At 72.5% G+C, this 24,338-nt stretch carries 23 protein-coding genes; 12 read left to right on the top strand and 11 right to left on the bottom strand.

What is annotated here, in order from left to right:
- Positions 1-9 precede the first annotated feature (9 nt).
- Positions 10-831, bottom strand: coding sequence for a GNAT family N-acetyltransferase (locus GA0115234_RS16750; protein ID WP_093542346.1), 822 nt, complete (start codon positions 829-831; stop codon positions 10-12).
- 47 nt (positions 832-878) lie between these two features.
- Complete coding sequence (locus GA0115234_RS16745; protein WP_093542345.1) at positions 879-2,480, bottom strand: AMP-binding protein; 1,602 nt, start codon at positions 2,478-2,480, stop codon at positions 879-881.
- 195 nt (positions 2,481-2,675) lie between these two features.
- Here GA0115234_RS16745 and GA0115234_RS16740 point away from each other — a divergent pair, with 195 nt between their 5' ends.
- Together GA0115234_RS16740 and GA0115234_RS16735 are read left to right on the top strand one after the other, a co-directional pair.
- A complete protein-coding gene (locus GA0115234_RS16740; RefSeq protein ID WP_093542343.1) occupies positions 2,676-3,803 on the top strand; it encodes an acyl-CoA dehydrogenase family protein in 1,128 nt (375 codons plus the stop codon).
- Positions 3,800-4,201 carry a RidA family protein gene (locus GA0115234_RS16735; RefSeq protein WP_093542340.1) on the top strand — a complete coding sequence of 134 codons (402 nt, stop codon included), beginning with the start codon at positions 3,800-3,802 and terminating at the stop codon, positions 4,199-4,201. The genes GA0115234_RS16740 and GA0115234_RS16735 overlap by 4 nt, the downstream gene beginning before the upstream one ends.
- Positions 4,202-4,263: 62 nt before the next feature.
- On the opposite strand, the gene GA0115234_RS16730 is transcribed toward GA0115234_RS16735, so the two are convergent.
- From GA0115234_RS16730 to GA0115234_RS16710, 5 genes are read right to left on the bottom strand one after another with little or no spacing between them, the layout of a single operon-like run.
- Positions 4,264-5,397 carry an FAD-dependent monooxygenase gene (locus GA0115234_RS16730; RefSeq protein ID WP_093542339.1) on the bottom strand — a complete coding sequence of 378 codons (1,134 nt, stop codon included), beginning with the start codon at positions 5,395-5,397 and terminating at the stop codon, positions 4,264-4,266.
- A gap of 43 nt (positions 5,398-5,440) precedes the next feature.
- On the bottom strand, positions 5,441-6,010 hold the full coding sequence (locus GA0115234_RS16725; protein ID WP_093542338.1) for a GTP-binding protein: 570 nt from the start codon (positions 6,008-6,010) through the stop codon (positions 5,441-5,443).
- A 6-nt stretch (positions 6,011-6,016) separates the two neighbouring features.
- On the bottom strand, positions 6,017-6,421 hold the full coding sequence (locus GA0115234_RS16720) for a DUF742 domain-containing protein (RefSeq protein WP_370804521.1): 405 nt from the start codon (positions 6,419-6,421) through the stop codon (positions 6,017-6,019).
- On the bottom strand, positions 6,418-6,855 hold the full coding sequence (locus GA0115234_RS16715; RefSeq protein WP_093542337.1) for a roadblock/LC7 domain-containing protein: 438 nt from the start codon (positions 6,853-6,855) through the stop codon (positions 6,418-6,420). Before GA0115234_RS16715 ends, GA0115234_RS16720 begins: the two co-directional genes overlap by 4 nt.
- Entirely contained in the window at positions 6,852-9,833 is a 2,982-nt protein-coding gene (locus GA0115234_RS16710; protein WP_237541410.1) for a nitrate- and nitrite sensing domain-containing protein, read from the bottom strand. The genes GA0115234_RS16715 and GA0115234_RS16710 overlap by 4 nt, the downstream gene beginning before the upstream one ends.
- A 245-nt stretch (positions 9,834-10,078) precedes the next feature.
- On the opposite strand from GA0115234_RS16710, the gene GA0115234_RS16705 reads away from it, so the two are divergent.
- From GA0115234_RS16705 to GA0115234_RS16665, 9 genes are all read left to right on the top strand, one after another.
- Positions 10,079-13,006: a Na+/H+ antiporter subunit A gene (locus GA0115234_RS16705; RefSeq protein WP_093542335.1), complete on the top strand. Its 2,928-nt coding sequence runs from the start codon at positions 10,079-10,081 to the stop codon at positions 13,004-13,006.
- Positions 13,003-13,608, top strand: a complete 606-nt coding sequence (locus tag GA0115234_RS16700) for a Na(+)/H(+) antiporter subunit C (protein ID WP_093542334.1) — start codon at positions 13,003-13,005, stop codon at positions 13,606-13,608. Before GA0115234_RS16705 ends, GA0115234_RS16700 begins: the two co-directional genes overlap by 4 nt.
- Entirely contained in the window at positions 13,605-15,260 is a 1,656-nt protein-coding gene (locus GA0115234_RS16695) for a Na+/H+ antiporter subunit D (RefSeq protein ID WP_093542333.1), read from the top strand. The genes GA0115234_RS16700 and GA0115234_RS16695 overlap by 4 nt, the downstream gene beginning before the upstream one ends.
- A complete protein-coding gene (locus tag GA0115234_RS16690) occupies positions 15,257-15,886 on the top strand; it encodes a Na+/H+ antiporter subunit E (RefSeq protein WP_093542332.1) in 630 nt (209 codons plus the stop codon). The genes GA0115234_RS16695 and GA0115234_RS16690 overlap by 4 nt, the downstream gene beginning before the upstream one ends.
- Positions 15,883-16,230, top strand: a complete 348-nt coding sequence (locus tag GA0115234_RS16685) for a monovalent cation/H+ antiporter complex subunit F (protein WP_237541408.1) — start codon at positions 15,883-15,885, stop codon at positions 16,228-16,230. Before GA0115234_RS16690 ends, GA0115234_RS16685 begins: the two co-directional genes overlap by 4 nt.
- Positions 16,227-16,580: a monovalent cation/H(+) antiporter subunit G gene (gene mnhG, locus GA0115234_RS16680; RefSeq protein WP_093542330.1), complete on the top strand. Its 354-nt coding sequence runs from the start codon at positions 16,227-16,229 to the stop codon at positions 16,578-16,580. The genes GA0115234_RS16685 and mnhG overlap by 4 nt, the downstream gene beginning before the upstream one ends.
- A gap of 157 nt (positions 16,581-16,737) precedes the next feature.
- The gene (locus GA0115234_RS16675; RefSeq protein ID WP_093542329.1) at positions 16,738-17,328 is read left to right on the top strand and encodes a DUF5994 family protein; all 591 of its coding nucleotides are present in this window, start codon (positions 16,738-16,740) and stop codon (positions 17,326-17,328) included.
- Entirely contained in the window at positions 17,325-17,837 is a 513-nt protein-coding gene (locus tag GA0115234_RS16670) for a DUF5994 family protein (RefSeq protein ID WP_256088737.1), read from the top strand. The genes GA0115234_RS16675 and GA0115234_RS16670 overlap by 4 nt, the downstream gene beginning before the upstream one ends.
- Positions 17,838-17,969: 132 nt before the next feature.
- Positions 17,970-18,800 (top strand): hypothetical protein, encoded by an 831-nt coding sequence (locus tag GA0115234_RS16665; RefSeq protein ID WP_093542328.1) that lies wholly within the window; start codon positions 17,970-17,972, stop codon positions 18,798-18,800.
- A gap of 23 nt (positions 18,801-18,823) precedes the next feature.
- Here the strand turns inward: GA0115234_RS16665 and GA0115234_RS16660 are convergent, their stop codons facing one another.
- On the bottom strand, positions 18,824-20,218 hold the full coding sequence (locus GA0115234_RS16660) for a hypothetical protein (RefSeq protein ID WP_093542327.1): 1,395 nt from the start codon (positions 20,216-20,218) through the stop codon (positions 18,824-18,826).
- A 186-nt stretch (positions 20,219-20,404) separates the two neighbouring features.
- Here GA0115234_RS16660 and GA0115234_RS16655 point away from each other — a divergent pair, with 186 nt between their 5' ends.
- Positions 20,405-21,742, top strand: a complete 1,338-nt coding sequence (locus GA0115234_RS16655; protein WP_093542325.1) for a molybdopterin-dependent oxidoreductase — start codon at positions 20,405-20,407, stop codon at positions 21,740-21,742.
- Between the two features lie 325 nt (positions 21,743-22,067).
- Here GA0115234_RS16655 and GA0115234_RS16645 read toward each other — a convergent pair whose 3' ends face one another.
- Genes GA0115234_RS16645 through GA0115234_RS16635 form a run of 3 tightly spaced genes read right to left on the bottom strand, consistent with a single transcriptional unit; the run spans position 22,068 to position 24,252 of the window.
- Positions 22,068-22,877, bottom strand: coding sequence for a class I SAM-dependent DNA methyltransferase (locus GA0115234_RS16645; RefSeq protein ID WP_093542323.1), 810 nt, complete (start codon positions 22,875-22,877; stop codon positions 22,068-22,070).
- Entirely contained in the window at positions 22,874-23,551 is a 678-nt protein-coding gene (locus GA0115234_RS16640; RefSeq protein ID WP_093542322.1) for a TIGR04282 family arsenosugar biosynthesis glycosyltransferase, read from the bottom strand. Before GA0115234_RS16640 ends, GA0115234_RS16645 begins: the two co-directional genes overlap by 4 nt.
- Complete coding sequence (locus GA0115234_RS16635) at positions 23,548-24,252, bottom strand: glycosyltransferase family 2 protein (RefSeq protein WP_305123100.1); 705 nt, start codon at positions 24,250-24,252, stop codon at positions 23,548-23,550. The genes GA0115234_RS16640 and GA0115234_RS16635 overlap by 4 nt, the downstream gene beginning before the upstream one ends.
- Positions 24,253-24,338 lie beyond the last annotated feature (86 nt).

Raw genomic sequence — 24,338 nt, 5'->3', positions numbered from 1 at the left:
GCGGACCGCTCAGCGCTCCGCCGTGCTGATCAGCAGCCGGTCCGAGACCGGCCGGTAGCCGATGCGCTGGTACACGCTGTTGCTGGTGGGGTTCGCGAGGTCGGTGAAGAGCAGCACCTCCTGCGCACCGGCCTCCCGTGCCGCCCGGCTGATCTCCGCCGTCACCGCGGCCGCGTAGCCTCGGCCGCGGTGCTCCGGAGGGGTGTAGACCGTCACGATCCGCACCATGCCCGCGAGCCGCGGGGAGACACCCGCCATCGACACCGGGATCCCGCCGTCCTCCCAGAGCGTCAGCCCGCCGGAGGCCGTACGGTCGTCGACCAGCCGCTCGACATGGGGGCCGGGCTGGCCGATCTCGTCGGCGAAGGCGTTGTACCAGCTCAGCAACAGCTCCCGGTCGGCGGCGACGGCGGTCCTGGGCCGTCCCGAGGGAGCGGGGGAGGGCGGGATCAGCGTCGCCAGCCGGTAGAGCCGCTGCTCCTCGTCGACCCGGTGGCCGGGCCAGGCGGCGGCGAGTGCCTGGGCGGTGGCCCGGTCCGCGTTGACCCGGGTCAGGGGGAGCGCGGCGGTCAGCGGACCGATCGCCTCCGGGGCGACGGACCCCAGCATCGGTGGATGCGGCGGGGTCCGCACCAGCGTCCCCGCGACCTCGCCGTCCGCCCCGCGCCACCAGCCCAGCAGCGGGGCGGCGTCGCCGTAGGCGTGCGGGCCGCGCAGCCCCAGGGTCTCGGTGACGGTCAGGATCAGGGTGTTCTCGGCGGGCCGGGCGGCCAGCGAGGGGCCGGCCGCGTCGAGGAAGACATCGACGTCATCGCTGAAGGTCCAGGTCATGGTTCATCCTGTCGGGTGCTCGGGGAGCACGGCACCCGCATTCCGTTTCAGTCGTCCCGCAGCCGGAAACGCTGGAGCTTGCCGGTGGCGGTGCGGGGGAGGGCGGGGAGGAACTCGAAGACGCGCGGGCACTTGTGCGGGGCCAGCGCGTCCTTCATGTACGCGCGCAGCTCGTCGCCCGTCGCCACCGCGCCCTCGCGCAGCACCACGTACGCCACCACGATCTGGCCGCGCAGCTCGTCCGCCCGGCCCACCACGGCCGCCTCGGCCACCGCGGGGTGGTGCAGCAGGGCGTCCTCGACCTCGGGGCCCGCGATGTTGTAGCCGGAGGAGATGATCATGTCGTCGGCGCGGGCCACATAGCGGAAGTAGCCGTCCGCGTCGCGCACGTAGGTGTCCCCGGTGAGGTTCCAGCCGTGCGCCACATAGTCCCGCTGGCGCTCGTCGGCGAGATAGCGGCAGCCGACCGGGCCGCGCACGGCGAGGAGACCGGGTTCCCCGTCCGGCACCGGCCGGCCGTCGCGGTCCATGATCCGGGCCTGCCAGCCGGGCACGGGGACTCCGGTGGTGCCGGGACGGATCGCGTCGTCGGCGGCCGAGATGAAGATGTGCAGCAGCTCGGTGGCGCCGATGCCGTTGATGATGCGCAGCCCCGTCCGCTCGTGCCACGCACGCCAGGTGGCGGCCGGCAGGTTCTCCCCGGCCGAGACACAGCGCCGCAGCGCGCTCAGATCATGGCCGTCGATCCGGTCGAGCATCACCCGGTAGGCGGTCGGCGCGGTGAACAGCACCGAGACACGGTGGGCGGCAAGCGCGGGCAGCAGCTGCGCCGGGCCGGACTGTTCGAGCAGCAGGGCACTGGCACCGGCCCGCAGCGGGAAGACGACCAGACCGCCGAGCCCGAAGGTGAAACCGAGCGGCGGGCTGCCCGCGAACACGTCGTCGGGGGTGGGGCGGAGCACCTGGGCCGAGAAGGTGTCGGCGATGGCGAGCACATCCCGGTGGAAGTGCATACAGCCCTTCGGGCGTCCGGTGGTGCCCGAGGTGAAGGCGATCAGCGCGACATCGTCCGCCGCCGTGTCCACGGCACGGTACGGCCCGCTCCTGGCCTTGGCCAGGCGCAGCAGATCGTCCGGGGCGTCACCTCCGTACACCGTGATCCGCAGCCCCGGCACCTCCGCCTTCACCAGGTCGTCGACCGCCCGGACATCGCACAGGGCATGACTCACCCGGGCGAGGGAGCAGATGGTGGCGAGTTCGGCCGGCCGCTGCCGGTCCAGCACCGTGACGGCGATCGCGCCGGCCTTCAGCACCGCGAGCCAGCAGGCGGCCAGCCACGGAGTGGTGGGGCCGCGCAGCAGGACGCGGTTGCCGGGGACGACCCCCAGATCGGCGGTGAGGACATGGGCGATCCGGTCCACCCGCTCCCGCAGCTCCCCGTAGCTCCAGACCGTGCCGTCGGCGGTACGGAAGGCGGGGCGGCCGCCCCCGAAATGGTCGGCCGTACGGTCCAGCAGTTCCACCGCGCAGTTGAGGCGGTCGGGATAGTGGAGTTCGGGAAGGTCGAAGAGCAGTTCGGGCCACTGGTCCTGCGGTGGCAGGTGTTCCCTGGCGAAGGTGTCGAGGTGCGCTGAGGTCTTCGGGTCCATGACGGATCGCCCCCTTGTCGCCTCTGGAGCGTATCGTTTGGGTGACGGTAGTCAACGGTCCGCGATAGACCGAGTGGACTGGAGAGCGGGCGAGCGGGAAGACGCGTACGGAAACGGACGGGACCGACCGGGCGGAGCGCGGATGCGAAGAACGGGCACGAGAAACCGGGAAGACGTGACAAGAGAGGCGCCGGTATGACGGCATTCTCGCTCGAACCGGCGCAAACCGCCTGGTGTGAAGAGCTAAGGACCCTCGCCGAAGATCAACTGCGCCCCCTCGCGGAGAAGGGCGACCCCGGACAGGTCAACCGCCCCCTGATCGCCGCGCTCGGCGGCGCGGGCCTCCTCGACCGGATGCTGAACTCCGGCGCCCTCGATCTCTGCCTGCTCCGCGAGTCCCTGGCCCGCGGCTGCACGGAAGCCGAGACCGCGCTGGCCCTCCAGGGCCTCGGCACCCACCCCCTGGTCAGGTCGGGCACCCCGGCCCACCGCGAACGCTGGCTCCCCGAGGTGCGGGCGGGCCGAGCCGTCGCCGCCTTCGCGCTCAGCGAGCCGGGCGCGGGCTCCGACGCGGCGGCCCTCGCCCTGACCGCCGAACCCGGCTCCGGCGGCTGGCGGCTGACCGGTGGGAAGTGCTGGATCTCCAACGCGCCCGAGGCCGACTTCTACACCGTGTTCGCCCGTACGACCCCCGGCGCCGGCTCTCGCGGCGTCACCGCGTTCCTGGTCCCCGCCGACCGGCCCGGACTGACCGGCACCGCCCTGGAGATGCTCTCGCCGCATCCCATCGGGGCCCTGGAGTTCGACGGTGTCCCGGTCACCCCCGACGACGTCCTCGGCGAACCGGACCGGGGCTTCCGGGTCGCCATGGACACCCTCAACCTGTTCCGCCCCAGCGTCGGCGCCTTCGCCGTCGGCATGGCCCGCGCCGCCCTCGACGCCACGGTGGCACACACCGCCCACCGCACCGCTTTCGGCGGCCCGCTGAAGGACCTTCAGTCCGTCTCCCACCAGGTCGCCGAGATGGCCACCCGGACCGAGGCCGCCCGGCTCCTGGTGTACGCGGCCGCCGCCGCGTACGACGCGGGGGAGTCCGGCGTGCCGCGCCGGGCCGCCATGGCGAAGCTGTACGCCACCGAGACCGCCCAGTACGTCGTCGACACCGCCGTCCAACTGCACGGCGCCCGCGCCCTGCGCCGCGGCCACCTCCTCGAACACCTCTACCGGGAGGTCCGCGCGCCACGGATCTACGAGGGCGCCAGCGAGGTCCAGCGCACCATCATCGCCAAGGAGCTGTACGCGAGCCGGGAGGCGTCCGCATGAGTCCGGTCCACCGGATCAACCCCGTCGAGCTGTCCCCGCCCACGGGCTTCTCGCACGCCGTCACGGTCACCGGCGGCCACCTGGTCTTCCTGGCGGGGCAGACCGCCCTCGACCAGGACGGCAAGGTCGTCGGCGACGAGCTGCCCGAGCAGTTCGCGACGGCGCTCACCAATCTGCTCACCGCGCTGCGCGCGGCGGGCGGCGCACCGGCGGACCTCGCCCGGGTCACCGTGTACGCCACCGATGTGGCCGACTACCGCGAACGCGCCGCGGAACTGGGCCGGATCTGGCGCCAACTGGCCGGCCGGGACTACCCGGCCATGGCGGTCATCGGTGTGGCCAGGCTCTGGGACGAGCAGGCCCTGGTCGAGATCGACGGGGTGGCCGTCCTGCCGTGAACGCGCCGTACGGGCCCGGAGATCCGGGCCCGTACGGGTTCGACGACGTGCATCGGCACCGGTCAGTACGGCTGCACCAGCACGTGCGCCGCGCCCGGAATGCCGACCTTCAGCAGCTCGTCCTCCTCGGGCGTCGTCTCGTTGCCCGTCTCCTGCTTGAGCACCGCGCGCGACATGGCCTGCACCCACATGGCCCGGGGGCGGCGGCGCGCCTCCCACGCGTCGAGCGCCGCGGCCACCCCGTCCTCGGCGTCCAGCGACTCGGCGAGCACCAGCGCGTCCTCCACGGCCATCGCCGCGCCTTGCGCGATGTGCGGGGTGGAGGCGTGCGCGGCGTCACCGGCCAGGACGACCCGGCCGACGTGCCACGGCTCCTCGACCGTCACCTGGGAGATCCGCGAGTACACCACCGAGGCCGGGTCGGTGACGGTGGCCAGCGCCTCGGCGACCGGTCCGGAGAACATCGCCAGCCGCTCCGTGAGCTGCTCGTGGGCCCGCTCCGGGTCCGGCCGGAAGTCCGCGGACTCCGCGAACACCGCACCCAGGTACATCAGTTCCTCGGTGATCGGAGTGAGCAGCGCCTTGGCCTCCTTGCCCGCGGTGCCCATCACCACGCCCCGCACCTGGGGCTGACGCGGCACCGTCACCCGCCAGTTCGCGAAGCCGGTGTACTCGGGGGTGTAGCGGTCCCCGTAGAGCCGGGTGCGCAGCGGCGAACCGATGCCGTCGAAGCCGACGACCAGGTCCCAGCGGCCCACGGAGCCGTCGGAGAGGGTGACGTCCACGCCCGCGCCGTCGTCGGTCAGCTCGGTGATCGTGGTGCCGAAGCGGATCTTCGCACCCGCGCCGACGGCGGCGGAGTTCAGCACCCGGGCCAGGGCGGGGCGCGGGATGCCGTTGTTGGAGGGGGCGTCGCCCATCCGCGGCTGGGGTATCTCGGCGAGCGTGTTGCCGGCCGGGTCGGCGATGGTCAGGATCTCCCACTCGAAGCCCGCCTCCAGGCAGTCGTCGAGGGCTCCGATCTCCCGCATGACGTGGAGGGCGTTGGACGGCTGGATGATGCCGACGCCGAGGGCGTCCAGCTCGTCACGGAGCTCGGCGACCTCGACGGTGTGGCCGCGCCGGGCCAGTGCGGTGGCGAGGGTGAGCCCGCCGATGCCGCCGCCGTGAATCAGGACGCGCAGGGGTGTTGCCATCTCAGGTGTCTCCAGAACGGAAAAGGTACGGGGGAGTGGACGGTCAGCCGGCCGCTACGGACAGGCTCATCAGGTGGTCCACCAGGGCCAGCAGCACGTCCCGGCCGAACGGCCGCTCGCGGACGTCGCCGATCAGCAGCGGAACATGCGGGTCCAGGTCGAGGGCGGCCCTGATCTCGTCCGGTGTACGGGTGTTGTGGCCGTGGAAGCAGTTGATCGCGACCACGAACGGGATGTTCCGGCTCTCGTAGAAGTCGATCGAGGCGAAGCTCGTCTCCAGCCTGCGGGTGTCGGCGATCACCACGCCGCCGAGCGCCCCGTTGACCAGGTCGTTCCACATGAACCAGAAGCGTTCCTGGCCGGGGGTGCCGAAGAGGTAGACCACCAGCTCGGGACTGACCGTGATGCGGCCGAAGTCCAGGGCCACGGTGGTGGTGTCCTTCTGGCCGACACCGGCCAGATCGTCGACACCGATGCTGGCCTTGGTCAGGTACTCCTCGGTGCGCAGCGGCGCGACCTCGCTGACCGCGCCCACCAGGGTGGTCTTGCCGACGCCGAAGCCTCCGGCGATAAGGATCTTGACGGCGGCGGGGGCCGCCTGACTGCTTGTCATCTTGGTTCAGAGTCTCCGGAGTCCGTCACGAACGGCTGCCAGCATGCCCATGTCGGCCCCGCCGGCCACACGCGCCACCGAGAGCGGGGCGCGGGCCAGCAGCAGGCCCTGGGCGACGAGGTCGGCCAGCAGGATCTTGGTCACCGATACCGGGAGGCCGAGGTCGGAGGCGACTTCGGCGACCGCGGCCGGGCGGCGGCAGCGCTCCAGGATCATCCGGTGTTCCGGCTGGAGCCTTCCGGGCCGGACCGGCGCACCGTGCTCGTCCCGGGGGTCCTGCGCGGTCGTGAGCACGGTGATGAGGCTGAAGTCGTCCCGCTCGGGAGCGGTCCGGCCCCGGGTGATGGTGTACGGGCGCACCATCGTGCCCGCCCCGTCCTCCTCGGCCTCGTCCTCCCAGTACGGGGTCACGCGCGCTGCCCGTCCCCGGTACCGAAGGCGTCGAACTCGCCGCGGACCGGCGTGGTGAGCTTCTGGCCGACCTGCTGCACGAGGTTGTGCATGGCGAGCGACATGATCTCGGCGTCCACCTCCTGGGAGGCGATCACGGCCAGGTGGGTGCCCTGGGCGGCCGCGATGATGAAGAGCCAGAGGTCGTTCAGTTCGACGATCACCTGGTGCACGCCGCCGCCGTTGAAGAGCTGGCCGACGCCGCGCGCCAGGCTCTGCTGGCCGGTGCAGATGGCGGCCAGCCGCTCGGCGTCGGCGCGGTCGATGGTGCGCGAGTGGCTCACCACGAGCCCGTCGTCGGACAGCAGGACGGCGTTCAGGGTCTCGGCCACCGAGTCCACCAGGCCGTCGAGCAGCCAGTCGAGATCCTGGTGGGTGGCGGTTGTGCGTGTCATGGCCGTTCTTCTCTCGTGGGCAGGGGGATGGCGGGCGGTGCGGGCTGCTGCTGCGGTGCCTCGTCGGTCGAGCGGGCGGCCCGGGAGCGGCGCTGGAACGCGCCGATCGCGGCTCCGGCCCGGCGGGGCTCCGGTCGTGGCAGCGGTTTCTCCGGGCGGCTCGGCGGCTGCGGCGCGGCGGGCCGGGAGGCCGGGTCGATCCGCAGTTCGTCGGCCAGGCTGGCCTGCCGTACCCGGCGCGGCAACGGGGGTTCCGCACCGGGGGCGGGCAGGGCGGGCCGGTCGGAGCCGGGCTCCGCGTGTCGGCCATGGACGGTGCCGGGCTCCGGCGGTGCCGGGTGGTCGGGCTCGGAGACCGGCAGCGGGGCGGGCCGCGCGTGCTCCGGCTCGGACTGCCGGGGCGCGGAGACCGGAAGGGACGTAGTGCCCGGACCGGAGGGGTACGGGGCGGCGTACGGCTGCTGCGGATCCGGGTACGGCTCCTGGGGCGCCGCGTACGGGGGCTGGTCCACGGGGTACTGACCGGCGGCCGTCATATAGGGCTGCTCGGCCTGGCCGTACGGGTCCTGGTGCGTGGCGTACGGGACGGCCGGTGCGGCGTACGGGCTCTCCGGGGCGCCGAACGCCCCGCCCCGTGCCGGGTCGGTGTGCTCCGGTGCCGCGTACGGCTGATCCTGCCCGGTGAACGGGGACTCGGTCGGCTGGTACGGCTGTTCCTGCCCGGCGAACGTGGTGCCGGCCGGCTGATACGGCTGTTCCTGCTCCGGCCGGTACGGCTCCTGCTCCGGGATCGGGGCCGGGGCCGGGTAGGGATCCTCGGCGGCCGGGTGGGGCTGCTCGGGGGTGGCGTACGGGGCGCCTGCCGCGTTCAGCGCGGTGACTCCGGCCAGCGCCTGGCCCTGTACGCGGGTGGGCAGCGCGTCGCCGGGTGCGGGAGCGGTGGGGGCCGCGGGCGCGGCGGCGGGGGACGGCACACCGACCGGGCCGGTGTGCGGCTCGGGGACGGTGAGTTCGTCGGGGACGAGCAGGACCACGCGGGTACCGCCGTACGCCGAGGAACGGAACTCCACCCGCAGGCCGTGCTGGTCCGCGAGCCGGGCGATCACATACAGACCGAGGCGGATGTCGTCGGAGTGGGCGAGCACGTCCATCCGGGGCGGCCGCATCATCAGCTCATTGGCCGCCGCCAGCTGGTCCTCCTCCATCCCGAGTCCGCGGTCCTCGACCTCGATGGCCAGTCCGCGGCTCACCTTGGCGGCCCTGACCTCGACCGGGCTCGGCGGCCGGGAGAAGCTGAGCGCGTTCTCGATCAGCTCGGCGAGCACATGGGAGACCGGGCCGACGGCCCGCTCCGACAGCCAGGGGCTGCCGTCCAGGTCCAGCACCACGCGCCGGTAGTCCTGCACCTCGCCCTGGGCGGACCGCATCACGTCCAGCAGCGGGACCGGCTTGCGCCAGCGCCGGTGCGGGGAGCCGCCCGCGAGGATCACCAGGTTCTCCTCGTACCGCCGCAGTCGGGCGGTGAGGTGGTCGAGGTCGAAGAGGCCGTCGAGCACCGCGGGGTCCTCGTGCTTGCGCTCCAGCTCGTCCAGCTTCTTCAGCTGCTGGCCGATCAGCTGCTGGGTACGGCGGGCGATGCGCTGGAGCAGCCGCTCGAATCCGCGGTGCTGGTCGGCCTGTTTGACGGCCGCCGCCAGCGCACTGGTGCGCGCCAGGTTGAGCGCGTCGCCGAGCTGGCTCAGCTCGTCGCTCCCGCTGCCCTTGCCGTCGGGCTCGATGGCACGCGCCTCGGCCTCGATATCGATCCGCTCGCCCTGGGCGAGCCGCTCGACGACGTCCGGCAGTGCCTTCTCCAGCTCCTCGGCCCGCTCCTGCAGACTGCCGATCCGGCGACGGAGGTTGCGGGTGAGGCGCCAGGTGGTCCAGATGACCGCGATCACGGCCAGCAGGCCGACGACCGTGGTCAGTACCATCTTGAACAGCAGCGACATGACGCTGCCCTTGCCCTCCTCGACCACACTGGCGGTGCGGTGCTCAAGTAGCTTCTCGATCCGCGGGGAGAGTTCGTCCATCGCCCCGCGCCAGGTCTTCTCCTGGGCGCCCAGGGTGACGAACCCCTTCGCGTCGGCGTCGGCCGGACGCAGCACCTCGTTCTCCACGCGTGTCTTGGTCTTCCAGGCCGCGCTGCCGGTGATCTTCTCCCACATGGCCTTCTGATCCGGAGGCAGCTGGGGAACGACCTTGGTGGAGTACTGGAGTTCCTGGCCGGAAACAGCCTCCCGGACCTGCTTCAGGTCCTCGGTGCTCAGCTTCCCCTCGGGCCAGCCGCGCGCCAGCAGGGCGTCCGAGCGGGAGATCATCTCCTTGGTCCAGAACAGGTCGACCAGCGGCTGCGAGAGCGTGGTGATCCGGCCGTTGTCGACATGGCTGAGTGCCGCGAAGAGCTGGAGGTCGACCGCGATCAGGTCCGTGTAGTAGCGGTACACGGCCTTCTGCTGGTCGTTGCCGCCGTCGTCGACGAGGGCGCGCTGGGCCGGCAGCTGGTTGATGGCCGCGCGGGCCTTGCCCACCGCGTCACGGACCTCGGCGGGTGCGTCGTCGGTCGCCACGTCGGAGAGCGACTGGAAGCTCTTGACAGCCTCGTCGGTCAGCTTGCGCTGCCGCTGGAGTTCTCCGGTGGCGCCCTCGTGCCGGGCGAGCGCCTCGGCGCTGAGCCGGCGCTCCGCCTGGAGGTTGTAGTACACGATGTTGGACGGCTGGCCGGCCTTCTGCGCCAACTGACCCTGGGCGGCCTGGCGTTGGAAGTCCAGCAGGGTCTGGCCACTGGTGACGGCCCAGAGGGCCGCCAGTGCGACGCCGGGAACGATGGCCAGAACGAGCAGGGCGGTCCGCAGCGACATGGTGGTCGACCGGGTCCGCCGTGAGGCGCGCGTGCGCAGGGCGTGCTCCTTGATGATGCCAGCCTCAGGACTGGTCAAATCCGTTGAGAACTTCGACAGATAGATATTAGTCACAGTGAAAAAATGAAAAGAAAGTGGGCTCACAAGTGCATCACTGATCACGCACAGGTCCACCACGGCAGTCCGGGAGTGCCGGGTGCGGCGCGCCGTACGAGTGAAGCGCGGTCGGGGATATATCTCTGTTTGGTGCTCTTTGCCCGTGATGTATCGCCCAGGCCCCGGACCCCCGTCCGAGGCGGGCGCGGGACACCCCTCGGGGACGTATGACCGCGCTCATCGTCTGCCACTTCGTCCTGGCCGCCTGCGCCCGCCCACTGGTCCGGGCGCTGGGCAGGCGTGCCTTCGTCGTCCTCGCGCTGCCTCCGGCCGCCGCCACCGCATGGGCTGTCACGCAGTGGAACACCGTGGCTTCCGGGGGCGCGGTCACCTGGTCGTGGCGGTGGATGCCGGCGTACGACGTCACCGTCGCCCTGCGGTTCGACGCGCTCGCCGAACTGATGGTGCTGCTCGCGGCCGGGATCGGCACCCTCGTCCTGCTCTACTGCGCCTCGTACTTCACCGACGGGGCACCGGGACTGGCCGGATTCGCCGGGAACCTCCTGGCGTTCGCGGGCGCCATGCTCGCCCTCGTCCTCGCCGACGACCTGATCTCGCTCTATGTGTTCTGGGAGCTGACGACGGTCTTCTCGTACCTGCTGATCGGGTACGACAGCGAGCAGAAGCACAGCCGCCGCTCCGCGCTCCAGGCGCTCACCGTGACCACGCTCGGCGGCCTCGCGATGCTCGTCGGCTTCCTGATCATCGGTCAGGCGGCAGGCACGTACCGCATCTCCGCCCTCCTCGCCGACCCGCCCCGGATCACCCTCGCCGTCTCCGTCGCCGTGGTGCTGATCCTGTGCGGGGCCCTGTCGAAGTCCGCGATCTGGCCGTTCAGCCTCTGGCTGCCGAACGCCATGGCCGCGCCCACCCCCGTCAGCGCCTATCTGCACGCCGCCGCGATGGTGAAGGCCGGGGTCTACCTGGTCGCCCGGCTCGCGCCCGGCTTCGCCGACGTGCCCGTCTGGCGGCCCGTCGTGATCGTCCTCGGCGCCGCGACCATGCTGCTCGGTGGCTGGCGGGCGCTGCGCCTGAACGACCTCAAGCTCGTCCTCGCCTACGGCACCGTCAGCCAGCTCGGCTTCCTCACCCTGCTCGCCGGGGCCGGCAACCGCGACACCGCACTGGCCGCCGCCGTCATGATCCTGGGTCACGCGCTGTTCAAGGCCCCGCTGTTCCTCGTCACCGGCATCGTCGACCACGCGGCGGGCACCCGCGATCTGCGCAGACTCTCCGGCGTCGGCCGGGCGCTGCCGCACGTCTGCACGGTCGGGGTGCTCGCCGCCGCCTCCATGGCGGCCCTGCCCCCGCTGCTCGGCTTCGCCGCCAAGGAGGCCGCCTTCGACGCGCTGTTGCACGGATCGCCCGCCGACCGCTGGGCGCTGGGTGTCACCGTCGCGGGCTCGGCCCTGACCGTCGCGTACACCGTGCGGTTCGTCTGGGGCGCCTTCTTCCGCAAGCCCGGGGTCGAGGACACCCCGGTGCACCGGGTCGGGTGGGCCTTCCTCGCACCGCCCGCCCTGCTCGCGGTCTGCGGACTGGTGCTCGGGCCCGGCGTCGGCTGGACCGACCGGCTGTTCAGCGCGTACGCGGACGCGTTCCCCCCGGCCGCCCACCCCTACCATCTCGCGCTCTGGCACGGCTTCGGGACGGCCCTGCTGCTCTCCGCCGTCGCCCTCGCGGGCGGTGTGGTGCTCTTCCTGGGGCGCACCACCGTCACCCGGCTCTCCCGGCGGATCGCCTGGCCGACCGCCGACAGCGTCTTCGGTCATCTGCTGCTCGGCCTGGAACGGCTCTCCCTCCAGCTCACCGGATTCGTCCAGCGCGGCTCGCTCTCCGTCTACCTCGCCACCACCCTGCTCGTGATGCTGGCCGGTCAGCTCACCGTCCTCGGCGTGGACCGGCCCTGGCGCACGGCCGCCGCCCCGAGGATCTGGGACGCCCCCCTGCAAGGCGCCGTCGCCGTACTGACCTGCGCGGCCGCACTCCTGTGCCTCACCGTGCGCCGCCGGATGAAGGCCGTGGTCCTGGCCGGGCTGACCGGATACGGCGCGGCCCTGCTCTTCGTCGTCCAGGGCGGCCCGGACCTGGCGCTCACCCAGTTCTGCGTCGAGACCGTGTCGATGATCGTCTTCGTGCTGGTGCTGCGGCGGATGCCGGTGCACTTCCAGGAGACGGTCAGCTCCTGGCGACGCGCGGTGCGCATCCCGGTGGCGCTGGCCGCGGCGGCGACGCTCGGCGTGGTGGTGTGGGTCGCGGCGGCCGCCCGTACGGCGGACTCGGCGGGCGCGGCCATGGTGACGGAGGTGTCCCACCACGGACTGAAGGACGTCGTGGCGACCATCCTGGTCGACCTGCGGGCCTGGGACACCATGGGGGAGTCCGCCGTGCTCGCCGCGGCGGCGATCGGTGTGACGAGCCTGATCTATCTGCACCGCCGGACCGAGGGACCGTCGCTGCGCGAGGAGGCGGGGGGACGTACCGCCTGGTCGTTGACGGCCCCCGGTATGACGGGACTTCCGCAGGGCGACGAAGGGGCGCCGGAACGCGGCTGGCTCGCGGCCGGCGCGACGCTGGCGCCCGAGCACCGCTCGGTCGTCTTCGAGGTCGTGGCCCGGCTGCTGTTCCACCCGGTCCTGGTGCTCTCGCTGTACCTGCTGTTCTGCGCCGAGAACATGCCGGGCGGCGGCTTCGTCGCCGGGCTCGTCGCCGGACTCGCCCTGATCACCCGATACCTGGCGGGCGGCCGCTTCGAACTGGCCGAGGCCGCCCCGCTCCAGCCCGGACTCTTCACCGGACTCGGACTGTTCCTCTCCACCGGCGTCGCCCTGCTCGGCCTCGTCGACGGAACGGTCCTGCACGCCTGGACCCACTACGGCAGGCTGCCCCTGATCGGCGAGTACCACATCGGTACGGCCATCCTCTTCGACTTCGGGGTCTATCTGCTGGTCCTGGGCGTGGTGCTGGACATCGTGCGCGCGCTCGGCGCCAAGATCGACCGTCAGATCGAGCGCGCGGCCGCCGAGAAGGCGGCCGCCGCGGGCCCCTCGGCACCACCGCGGGCGGCACCCGGAACGGAAGGCACCCCCGGATGACCGTCAGCGTCGCCCTCCTGGCCACCGCCGCCGTACTGTGCGCGGTCGGCGGCATCCTCATGCTCACCCGGCCGCTCACCCGCATCCTGCTCGGCGCGGTGATCGCGGGCAACGGGATCAATCTGCTCGTCCTCGCCGCCGGCGGACGCGCCGGAGCGGAACCCCTCCTCTACGGTGTCCCGCTCGGACGGGTCACCGACCCGCTGCCGCAGGCGATCGCGCTCACCGCGATCGTCATCACCCTCGCCACCACGGCGTTCCTCCTCGCCATGGCGTACCGCAGCCACCAGCTGACCGGCACCGACGAGGTCCACGACGACCTGGAGGACCGCCGCATCGCGCTGCGCGCCGAGGTGCTGGGGGAGCGGGACGAGCTGCGCGACGCCTACCGGGCCGCCTCCGACGTCACCGACCAGGAACGCACCCGCTACCGCGAGGAACGCCGCCGCCTGCGGGCCCGGCTGCGCGCCGACCGCGCCCTCCAGGCCCGGGGCCGGGACGCCACCGGAGACCTCTGGCACGACGTACTGGGCGCGGACCCCGAGGACTACGCACAGCTTCGGGCCCATGTGGAAGACACCGACCCGGGAGCCACCGGATGAACGCACTCGTCCCCCTGCCGGTGCTGCTGCCGCTCTGCGCCACCGGCCTGAGCCTCGCCTTCGGCACCCGCCTCAAACAGCTCCAGCGCCTCATCAGCGTCGCCGTGCTCAGCGCCGTACTGGGGCTCTCCGTCACCCTGATGATCGCCGCCGACACCAGCGGCCCGCTCACCGTCCACCTCGGCGACTTCGCCCCGCCGCTCGGCATCACCCTGGTCGCCGACCGGCTGTCCGGACTGATGCTCACCGTATCCTCGGCCGTCACGCTCTGCGTGCTGGTCTACTCCCTCGGCCAGGGCATGACCGACCGGGAGGAGGAGACCCCCGTGGCGGTCTTCCATCCCGCCTATCTGATCCTGGTCGCCGGGGTCTCCTGCACCTTCCTCGCGGGCGACCTCGTCAACCTCTACGTCGGCTTCGAGATCATGCTGGTCGCCAGCTTCGTGCTGCTCACCCTCGGCGGCACCGGACCCCGCATCCGCGCGGGCTCCACCTACGTGATCATCTCCCTCTTCTCCTCGATGCTCTTCCTCACCGCCATCGCCATGACGTACGCGGCGACCGGCACCGCGAACTTCGCCCAGCTGGCGGGCCGCCTCGCCGCACTCCCGCTCGGCGTCCAGACCCTGATCCAGGCGATACTGCTCACCGTCTTCGCCATCAAGGCCGCCGTCTTCCCGCTCGCCGCCTGGCTCCCCGACTCCTACCCGACCGCGCCCGCCCCGGTCACCGCCGTCTTCGCCGGACTGCTCACCAAGGTCGGCGTCTACTGCATGCTGCGCACGGAGACCCTGCTCTTCCCCGGCAACCGGCTCGGTGATCTGCTGATGGCCGCCGCACTCGCCTCGATGGTCGTCGGGATCCTCGGAGCCGTGGCCCAGACCGACCTGAAACGGCTGCTCTCCTTCACCCTCATCAGCCACATCGGCTACATGGTCTTCGGAATCGGCCTCGCCACCCGGGACGCGTACAGCGGCGCGATCGTCTACGTCGCCCACCACATCACCGTCCAGACCACGCTCTTCCTGGTGGCCGGGCTCATCGAACGCCGGGGCGGCACCACCGAACTCACCCGGATCGGCGGCCTGGCCAAGGCCGCCCCGCTGCTCGCCCTCCTCTTCTTCGTACCCGCGATGAACCTGGCCGGCATCCCGCCGCTCTCCGGCTTCATCGGCAAACTCGGGCTGATGCGGGCCGGGGTCGCCGACGGCAGTGTCTGGGCGTGGATCCTCGTCACCGGATCGGCGGTGACCAGCCTCCTCACCCTGTACGTGATCGCCAAGGTCTGGAACCTGGCGTTCTGGCGGGCCGCGCCCCCCGGGCAGGCCGTCGACGGCACCGTCCTGGAGGCCGACTCCGACGAGGACGACGACGAAGAGGGCGAAGGCCCCGACCACATCCCCGGCACCGGCGACGAACCGGTGCGCCCCCGCCATCAGCCCGCCGGACGGGCGGTCGCGGCCACCCTGCACGGGCACGCCGTCACCACCACGACGAAACTGCCGCGGCCGATGACCGGTGCCACCGCCGCGGCCGTCGCACTCGGCCTCGCCTTCACCGTGTTCGCCGGACCACTGACCTCCTACACCGACCGCGCGGCCGCCGAACTCATCGCGCGGACCCCCTATGTACAGGCGGTGCTCGGCCGGTGAAACGCCTGCTCAGACTGTCCTTCCGGAACAAGGACCTGCCGCCCTTCAGCTGCGAGTTCGTCGGGCGCCGACGACGCGTGCTCGACCTCCCGCTGATCGCCTGGCTCACCCTGATCTGGGTGCTGCTCTGGTCCAGCCCGAACTGGGTCAACCTGCTCACCGGCGCGGTCGTCGCCGTGGCCGTCTGCCTGGCCTTCCCGCTGCCCCGCGTCGACCTCGGGCTCCGCCTGCACCCCTGGGGCATCCTGATGCTCGCCGGATATCTGCTCTACGACATGTACACCTCGGGCGTACGCGTCACCCGGCAGGTCTTCACCGACTACCCGCACCGGGCCGCCGTCATCGCGGTACCCCTGCGCTGCCGCACCGACCTGATGCTCGCGGCCACCGCCGTCGCCGTGTCCAATGTGCCCGGCGGATCGGTGGTCGAGGTGCGCCGGGCCACGGCCACCGTCTTCCTGCACGTCCTCGACGCGGACAGCCCCGCCGTCCTCGACGCGGCCCGCCGCTCCGTCTGGCGCCTCGAACGGCTGACCGTACGGGCCTTCGGCACGAGCGACGAGATCGCCCGTGTAGCGGAACCACCTCCGCCGATTCCGGCGCACGACAGGAAGGACGGGGCATGAGTGTGCCGGAGACCGTCGACCGGGCCCTGCTCACCGCGTCCGTCGTGGTGATCGTCGTCGCCGGGGCAGCGCTCCTCGCCCGTATCTGGCGGGGCCCCTCGATGCTGGACCGGGCCATCTCGCTGGATGTGTGCGCCGCCCTCATCATCGCGGGCCTCGGCGCCAAGTCCGCCTTCGCGCGCGACTCGTTCTACTTCCCGATCATGCTGGTGCTGGCCTTTCTCGGGTTCACGGGGTCGGTCGGCATCGCCCGCTTCATCGCCGTACGCGACCGGCCGCCCCGGCACGGCACGAACGGGGACGGCCCGGACGGCCCCGACAGCTCCGAGGGGAGAACGCGGTGAACGTCTGGTTCCTGATCCTCGACACGGCGGGCGCGGTCCTGGTGTTCACCGGTGCGGCCATCTGCCTCCTCGGCGTGATCGGGATGCTGCGACTGCCGGACGTGCTCTCCCGAAGCCACGCCGCGACCAAACCGCAGACCCTCGGCATGCTGCTGGTCCTCGCCGGGGTCGCCCTGCGGCTGCGCAGCGGCATGGATCTCGCCACCCTCGGGCTGATCGGCTTCTTCCAGCTGATGACCGGTCCCGTCGCCGCCCACCTGGTGGCCCGCACCGCCTACCGCACCGGCCAGGTCGACCACGGCGAGCTGCTCTTCGACGAACTGGACGAGCAGTTGACCGAGGAGAACTGACCGGCATCATCGACTGGCAGCACGGACCGGAAGCCCCCGGGCAGGAGTACCCTGGACTTACCGAGGACAATTCGCGCACCCGCTTTCAGGCCGGTGCCGCTCTCGGCGATTCACAACGCCGGGCCGGTCATGACCGGCCCGGGGCAGGGTTCGCGTCATGACCGCGATCATCGAGCATCCGCAGGCGGTCGAGGACCGGACCCCTTCTTCGTTGCCGCTCCGACTCATGCTGGCGCCCGTCGGTACCTCTCCGGCCCTGGTCGACGGTGCCTGGTGGCCCCGTTCCCGCGACCTGACGGCGGAACTGCCGTCGCTGACGGCCGTACTCGATCCGCTCTGGGGCAGGATCACCCGGGTCACCGTCAACCCCACGTTCTGGCCGGTGATCCCGCACAAGGTGCAGGTCACCGGGCATCTGGTCCACATCGGCTGGTTCAAGGCCGAACAGGACCCGCACAAGCTCCTGTTGCTCTCGTACACGACCGGTCGCTGGGATCTGCTGGTGATCCCGCCGGAGACCGGCCCGGCCACAGCCGCCCGGCTGATGACCGCGGCCGCCGATCCCCTCCGGGCTCTCACCGCGAGCGGCCTGATGCGTGAGGCGGAGCTCTTCCGGATCGCGGCCGAGGCCGACTGGGACTCGACCCGGGAACTGGCCTGGGACTCCGAGGGCGGCCAGGGCACAGCACCCCGGCACCCCGTCCGCACGGAAACGGCCCCGAGCCTCCGGACGGCCGGTACCCCGTGACCACCGACCCGCGCGACCCGGCACCCCTCCTGCTCCTTGAGGACACCGCCGGTGTCGTACAGCCGGTGGTTCCGGGCAGCGCCGTACTGCGGCTGGAGACGACCTCCAGCCGAGCCGGGTTCTTCGACGGCGCCTGGTGGCCTCGCTCGCGCGACATCAGAAGCCAGTTGCCCGACCTGATCGACGCGCTGACGGCCAGTCTCGGACCCATCGCACGCGTCGGCCTGGACGCGAGTGCCTGGAACGAGGTCCCGCCCCTTCTCGTCGTCGGCGACCACACGGTCCGTATCGACTGGTCCGTCGTCGACGACAGCACGATGATCGTCACCCGTGGCCACCACGACCACTTCGTCTTCCTGGTCATCCCGCCGCAGACCTCCGCGGCGGCCGCACACACCGCGATGACCATGGCGGTACGGGACGACAACCGCACCTCCGCCGAGCAGATACTCGACATCGCGGGCATCACCTCCGCGCAGCGGGAAGTCCCGCGTCGGCCTCCGACGTGACGCGACCTCACACCCCCCGGCATCCGCCGACGTGACAGCGCCCCGACAGATCCCGGGCGGCCGCGGAACAGGGCACGAATGGCGGGCACGGGCTCCCACGCCCGGTGAGCCACCACGACTAGCCTCCGCACCATGCTGCGTATCACCGACACCCGCACCGGTCACCTCGTGGAGATCCCCGCCGCACCACGCCGCCTGCTGCGCAGCCGCGTCCATCTGCCGGTCATCGGCGAGGGTGCGGACACCGGTATCGGCCCGCTGCACCTGCGTGTCCCGCTGATCGGGGACGTACTGGCGCGCACCGCCGAGCTGAACGGCCTCCAGGTCGTCACGGTCCTCACCACCCCGGAGCTGACGCCCGACCGGGCCGGGGCGCTGGACCGGGTCATGGCGGTGCTCGGCATCCATCCCCCCGTCGCCGTCGGGGCCCACCGTCCGGACGCGGCACTGGGCGGCCCCGCCGATGTACAGGTGGTCGCCGAGGGCACCGACGTGGACGACGCGAGGGACGGAGCCCGGATCGAGGTGGCGGGGGTCGCCGCGGTTCCGTCGCCGGAGGGGGTCCCCGACCCGGGCGGCCTCCTCGGCCCGGATCTCCCGGACCCCACGGAACCGGAGGCCGCCGATCCGCTGGCGGTGCGCCTGCTGCTGCTCGGACTTCCCTACGGAACGCCGGTCACGGTCACCGGTCCCGCCCTCGCCGAGGCCCGGCGGACCCTGCGCGAATGGCGCCGGTCGGTCGCCGACTGGGCGCAGGAGCCGTCCAGGCCGGTCCCCGCCGACCTGCTGCGGCAGGCACATGCCGCGTTCGCCGAGGATCTCGACGTCGCCGCCGTCCTGGGCCTGCTGGCCGAGGTGGCGGAACGGTCCGACCTGCCGTCGGGCGCCAAGTTCGAGACCTTCGCCCACCTCGACCGCGTCCTCGGCCTGGACCTGGCCCGCGACGTCGGCCACCAGCGCTGACGGTGACGACGGCTCCTCTGCCGCTACCACTCGGTCCAGAGAAGGTGGTTGACCGTCAGGGCCACGACCGCCTGCGCGGCCAGCCAGCCACGTCGGTGCCGTGCGGGCAGCAGCGCGGCGGCGGGGAGCAGCCAGAGCATGAAGGGCTGCCAGATTCGTTCCGTCTCCGCCTTGCTCATCCCGGACAGGTCGGCGGCCAGCAGCGCGAGGAGCGCCGCCGACACGAGCAGGATCAGGCGCTGCGGCGCGGTCGCCGTCTCGGTGCGCAGGGTGCGTACGGCCGAGGGAGCACCCGCCGCGGTCCGGCGCAGGCCCGCGAGCGTCGCCGGTCCGACGGCGATCACGGTGCAGGCGAGGTTGGCCCAGATCCAGTAGGAGTAGGGACGGACGCCCCCCGCTCCCTGGTAATACCGCTCGACCAACAGGTGGTACGCCTCCCACCAGTTGAAGCCCGCCAGCGTGAAGGCGACCGGCACCACCAGGGCTCCCAGCACGAAGAGGGGGAGCGGCCGGGCGGTGCGGGTGAGCACGAGGACGGCGAGCAGCGGAAGCGCGATGAGGGGCAGACCGTAACTGAGGTAACAGGTCAGTCCGTACAGGAGCCCCGCGCCCAGTGCGGCGGCCGCGGGGCTGCGGACGGTGCGGGTCGCGGCCAGTGCCAGCAGGGCGACGGACCAGGCGGCCACCGCGGTGAAATAGCCGTCGGCCGAGGCACCGGCCCAGACCGCGACCGGTGCGAGGACCAGGAAGGGCGCGGCACGGCGGGCGACGTGCTCGCCGGCCAGGGCGCGGACGGCGACCAGGGCGGCCACCGCCGCGGTGGAGCCGGTCACGATGCACCAGACCCCGGCCCAGGCGCCCCCGCCGAGTCCGATCCGGTCCAGCAGCACGAAGGTGAGGGTGGCGCCCGGCGGGTGCCCGGCGACATGGGTGGGCCAGTTGCCCGGCGGGCCGATCAGGATGTGGTCGTTGAAGCCGCGCAGGGCGGCGCCGATGTCGTGGAAGCGGCCGACGGCCCCCAGGTACTCGTGCTTGGTGGTGAGCCGTTCGGCGATCCCGCGCCCCCAGCCGTCGATCAGCGCGAGCGAGAAGATCCAGGCGAGCGAGGCGGCGTAGCAGCCGAGGAGCAGCGCCCGCCGGCGCAGCCGGTCGGCGAGCACGGGACCGTGGGCGATGACGGCCACGGCGACGGCGGGCGCGGCCCAGGTGCCGGGCCCGATATGCGGGTACCAGGACGCGAGCAGCGGCGGCCAGTGGACGAAGAGGGTGTGGTCGGAGCTCTCGATGGCCCGGCCGACGAGTACGGCCGCGGCGACCAGCACGACGCCCGCCCCGGCGGCGGCCAGGTCGCGGCCGTGCCCGGAGCGCTGTGCGGGGAGCGGTTCGGCGGCGGATTCGGTGCGGTCCACGGTCTTCACGCAGGCACCGTACGCACCACGGGGCGGCGGGGGCGCGTGGCGCGGGGGCGCGTCACCGAACCGTCAGATTCCGGTGCCTCCTCCGGGGTGGGCGGGGACGCCGGAATCACGCTCCCGGGCGCGACGTCATCGTTTCGTCAGGAGTCGTAACCGCCCCGGCCCGGCATTCCGGCATAGCGTCGGGACATGGGCGACAGCCGTCGGAAGAGTCCGACCCCACGCGCGTTCCTGTCCCGTCTCCTGCCCGGACGTGCCACGGCGATCCTCCGATCCCGACGGGCCGCGGCGATCCGCGAACGCCTCCCCTCGGCACCGGGATTCTGGCGCAGCCCGGTGCGCGGTGTGCCGTTCACCGCGGTGCTCGGCCTCGTCCTGCTCGGCGGGATCACGGTGCTGTTCGTGACCGGTCTGCTGTCGTACGCCGCCTACAACCCGGACCTGAATCCGGTCAACGACAAGACGCCGGACAAGGGGCTGCTGGGCTTCTACCTCTTCGCCTGGCCGACCGGACCGCACTGGCTGTACCGGCTGACGCAGGGGGTCCACGTCACCCTCGGCATCGTGCTCGTCCCCGTCCTGCTGGCCAAGCTCTGGTCGGTGGTCCCGAAGCTCTTCGCGCTGCCGCCCGCCCGCTCCCTCGGACACGCGCTGGAGCGGCTGTCGCTGCTGCTCCTGGTGGGCGGGGCGCTCTTCGAATTCGTCACCGGGCTGCTCAACATCCAGCTGGACTACCTGTTCCCGGGCTCCTTCTACCGCTTGCACTTCTACGGGGCGTGGGTGTTCTTCGCCGCGTTCCTCGCGCACGCGGGTCTCCGGGTGCCGCAGGCCGTACGGGTCCTGAGGTCGGGCGGGCTGAGCGGGACGGTTCCGGGCGACCCGCTGGAGTCCCCCGCTCCCGCCGCGCCGACGCTGTCCCGCCGCGGGGCACTGGCCATGGTGGGCGCCGGTTCGCTGGTCCTGTTGATCACCTCGGCCGGACGGAGCTTCGACGGACCGCTGCGGCGCCTCGCCGCGCTCACCCCGCACGGCGCCGCCGAGCCGGGCTCCGGCCCCAACGGTTTCCAGATCAACAAGACCGCCGCCTCGGTCGGCCTCACCACCACCGATATGGGCGAGGGCTGGCGGCTCACCGTCAGCGGGCCGGCCGGGGACCTCCGGTTCACACGGGATCAGCTGCTGGCCATGGACCAGCACAGCTCGGCGCTCCCCATCGCCTGTGTGGAGGGCTGGTCGACCTCGGACCAGTGGTGGCGCGGGGTACGGCTGAAGGATCTGGCGGCGCTCGCCGGGTACCCGGACGGCGCACCGGGGCTGCTGGTGGAGTCCGTACAGCGCAGCGGCCCGTTCCGCCGGGCCGCGCTCCGCGACAACCAGGTGGACGACCCGCGCTCCCTGCTGGCCCTGGGGGTCAACGGCGAGTACCTGTCACTCGATCACGGATATCCGGCACGGATCATCGTCCCGGCCGCCCCCGGCGTGCTCAACACCAAATGGGTGTCCCGGCTGACCTTTGGAGAGCTGTGAAAAGGACGGATCCGCGCATCCTCGTACGGCGTGGGTACGGGGAGGGGCCCCTGCACCTCGTTCTGATGGCCGCCTCCTTCGCCCTCGCGGCCTACGCGGGAGTGCGGCTGCTGGCGGGGGACGCCTTCGGTGTGATCGTGTGGTTCGTCGGCGCGGCCCTCGTGCACGATCTGGTGCTGGTTCCGGTGTACGGGGCGGCGGACCGGCTGCTGTGCCGGTCGGCCGGCCGGCGTCCCGCGGCGGTGAACTTCGTCCGGGTGCCCGCGTTCCTTTCCGGACTGCTGCTGCTCATGTGGTTTCCGCTGATCACCCGGAAGGCGGTGCACTACGAGCCGGCGAGCGGGCTGTCCCCCGATGTGTTCCTCGGGAACTGGCTGCTGATCACGGCGGCGCTGTTCACGGTGTCGGCACTCTGGCTGGTGGTCAGGACGGTCCGCTCACGTCGCAGGGAGACGAACCGGCGGCCGTCCGCCTCCCACTGATCGGCCGGGTGCCAGCCGAGCGGCCGGGCCTGCCGCAGCAGCGCCGGAGTGCCGAGCCGCGCCCAGAGGAACGGCCGGGCGGGCACCGCCCCGGCGTGCGCGGCCCGTCCGTCGTCCAGCCGTACCTCCACCCGCTCGTCGATGTCCTGGGGCGCGGTCTCGGCGATGAGCAGCCCGCCGGGGGCGACCAGAGCGGCCGTGCGGTGCAGGAGACGACGCGGGTCGCCGCCGATCCCGATGTTGCCGTCGACGAGCAGGACGGTGCCCCAGCGCCCCTCACCCGGGAGCGGTTCGAAGACGGAGCGGTGCAGCGCGGAACCGCCGAGCCGCAGCGTCCGGGCGACCGCGGCCTCGCTGACGTCGATGCCGAGCACCCGGTGGCCGCGCGCCGCCAGCGCGGCGACCAGCCGTCCCGGACCGCATCCGATGTCCAGGACGGGCCCCTCGCAGCGGCGCAGCGCCGACAGGTCCGCGGCGTCCGCGCCTGCGCACCAGCGCTCCACGTCCAACGGCAGCAGCCAGCCGTCCGTACGGCGGAGGAAGAGGGGACCGCGCCCGTTGCGCAAGGCGTCGGCGTACGGGTCGGTGCTCCAGGAGACGGCGTCCCCGAGCGTGCGGCCGCTGAGACCGGGCTCCGGCATCGTGCGGCTCATCCGGCCGCCACCCGGGTCGACCGGGCCAGAGCGGCGGCGAAGAGCCCGTGCGGCGCGAGCGAGGCGACACGGGCGGCGTCGGCCGCCGTGTCCACGTCCCGCAGCCGGGGAAGATCGCGCACGGTCAGCCCGGCATCGACCAGTCTGCGCCGCTGCACGGCACCCGTCTCCGGCACGGACATCGGTACGCCGCGCAGGAGTCCGGGGTCCGGCTCGGCCAGGCCCAGCGCCCAGAATCCGCCGTCCTCGGCGGGGCCGAACCAGGCGTCGCAGCCGTCCCAGGCGGTGGGGGAGAGCGCGGGCGCCAGATCGGCCGCGGTGACCTGGGGGGTGTCCATCCCGATCAGCAGGGTCGGCCCCGAGCAGGCGCCGAACGCGGTGGCGAGCCGTTCGTCCAGGCCTCCCGTGCCCTGCGCCACCACCTCGATCCCGGGTGGCAGCCACGGCCCGGGGGCCCCGTCCAGGACGACGGCGCGCCGTGCGGCGGGCAGCACGCGGACGGTGCGCAGGGTGTCGGCGAGCGCCGCCTCGGCCAGTCGCGCGGCCTCGACGGGTGAGAAGGGCGGAGTGAGCCGGGTCTTGACCCGGCCGGGCAGCGGCTCCTTGGCGATGACCAGCAGCGTGGTCACCCCGGCCGGGGCCGTGCGGTGGGCGCCGGACTCGGCCGGGTTCATCGCGAGACCCCCGTCCGGGCCGGTGGCTCACCCAGTACGGCGCGCATGTCGCGCACCGCGTGCCAGGTGCCCCGCCATGTGCCGGTGACCTTCGACTTCCCGGTCCGGGCGAGATACGGGACATCCGTCTCGGCGACCCGCAGTCCCGCGTCAGCCGCGCGCACCACCATCTGCAACGGGTACCCGCTGCGCCGGTCGGTGAGGTCGAGTGCCAGCAGATCGGCCCGGCGCGCGGCCCGCATCGGCCCCAGGTCGTGCAGTCGCAGCCCGGTGCGGCGGCGCAGCATCCGGGCCAGCGCCACGTTGCCCGCCCGCGCGTGCAACGGCCAGGCGCCGCGTTCCCCGGGGCGTCGACGGCCGAGCAGTAGATCGCTCTCACCATCGGCGATCCGGCGGACGAAGCCGGGCAGCAGGCCGGGGTCCAGTGAGCCGTCGCAGTCGCAGAAGCAGACGAACTCCGCCTCGGCGGCGAGCAGTCCGGCCTGACAGGCCGCCCCGAAACCGCGCCGCGGTTCGTGCACCACGGTCGCGCCGAGGGAGCGGGCCAGTTCCGCCGAGCCGTCGGTGGAGCCGTTGTCCACGACGATCGCACGCCAGCCGCTGGGGACCGAGGCCAGCACCCCGGGCAGTGCGGCGGCTTCGTCCAGACAGGGCAGGACGACGTCGGCACGAGGGCCGGAAGTATCGGAGGGAGGAATCACCCGGCTCACCCTACGGAGCGAAAACCGACAATTCGGGTTCTGGATTCTTACGAAATATGGACGTCGCCGACCGGCGGCGCCGGGGC

It is taken from the genome of Streptomyces sp. DvalAA-43 (assembly GCF_900091725.1).
GTDB classification, from domain to species: domain Bacteria; phylum Actinomycetota; class Actinomycetes; order Streptomycetales; family Streptomycetaceae; genus Streptomyces; species Streptomyces pulveraceus.
The sequence above is the reverse complement of the archived record's forward strand: the minus strand, read 5'-3'. Positions and strand labels throughout refer to the sequence as shown.

Excerpts from the sequence above, each read along its gene's own strand:
- GA0115234_RS16750 (WP_093542346.1), bottom strand. The coding sequence starts at position 831 with ATGACCTGGACCTTCAGCGATGACGTCGATGTCTTCCTCGACGCGGCC.
- GA0115234_RS16745 (WP_093542345.1), bottom strand. The coding sequence starts at position 2,480 with ATGGACCCGAAGACCTCAGCGCACCTCGACACCTTCGCCAGGGAACAC.
- GA0115234_RS16740 (WP_093542343.1), top strand. The coding sequence starts at position 2,676 with ATGACGGCATTCTCGCTCGAACCGGCGCAAACCGCCTGGTGTGAAGAG.
- GA0115234_RS16735 (WP_093542340.1), top strand. The coding sequence starts at position 3,800 with ATGAGTCCGGTCCACCGGATCAACCCCGTCGAGCTGTCCCCGCCCACG.
- GA0115234_RS16730 (WP_093542339.1), bottom strand. The coding sequence starts at position 5,397 with ATGGCAACACCCCTGCGCGTCCTGATTCACGGCGGCGGCATCGGCGGG.
- GA0115234_RS16725 (WP_093542338.1), bottom strand. The coding sequence starts at position 6,010 with ATGACAAGCAGTCAGGCGGCCCCCGCCGCCGTCAAGATCCTTATCGCC.
- GA0115234_RS16715 (WP_093542337.1), bottom strand. The coding sequence starts at position 6,855 with ATGACACGCACAACCGCCACCCACCAGGATCTCGACTGGCTGCTCGAC.
- GA0115234_RS16705 (WP_093542335.1), top strand. The coding sequence starts at position 10,079 with ATGACCGCGCTCATCGTCTGCCACTTCGTCCTGGCCGCCTGCGCCCGC.
- GA0115234_RS16700 (WP_093542334.1), top strand. The coding sequence starts at position 13,003 with ATGACCGTCAGCGTCGCCCTCCTGGCCACCGCCGCCGTACTGTGCGCG.
- GA0115234_RS16695 (WP_093542333.1), top strand. The coding sequence starts at position 13,605 with ATGAACGCACTCGTCCCCCTGCCGGTGCTGCTGCCGCTCTGCGCCACC.
- GA0115234_RS16685 (WP_237541408.1), top strand. The coding sequence starts at position 15,883 with ATGAGTGTGCCGGAGACCGTCGACCGGGCCCTGCTCACCGCGTCCGTC.
- GA0115234_RS16675 (WP_093542329.1), top strand. The coding sequence starts at position 16,738 with ATGACCGCGATCATCGAGCATCCGCAGGCGGTCGAGGACCGGACCCCT.
- GA0115234_RS16665 (WP_093542328.1), top strand. The coding sequence starts at position 17,970 with ATGCTGCGTATCACCGACACCCGCACCGGTCACCTCGTGGAGATCCCC.
- GA0115234_RS16655 (WP_093542325.1), top strand. The coding sequence starts at position 20,405 with ATGGGCGACAGCCGTCGGAAGAGTCCGACCCCACGCGCGTTCCTGTCC.
- GA0115234_RS16645 (WP_093542323.1), bottom strand. The coding sequence starts at position 22,877 with ATGAGCCGCACGATGCCGGAGCCCGGTCTCAGCGGCCGCACGCTCGGG.
- GA0115234_RS16640 (WP_093542322.1), bottom strand. The coding sequence starts at position 23,551 with ATGAACCCGGCCGAGTCCGGCGCCCACCGCACGGCCCCGGCCGGGGTG.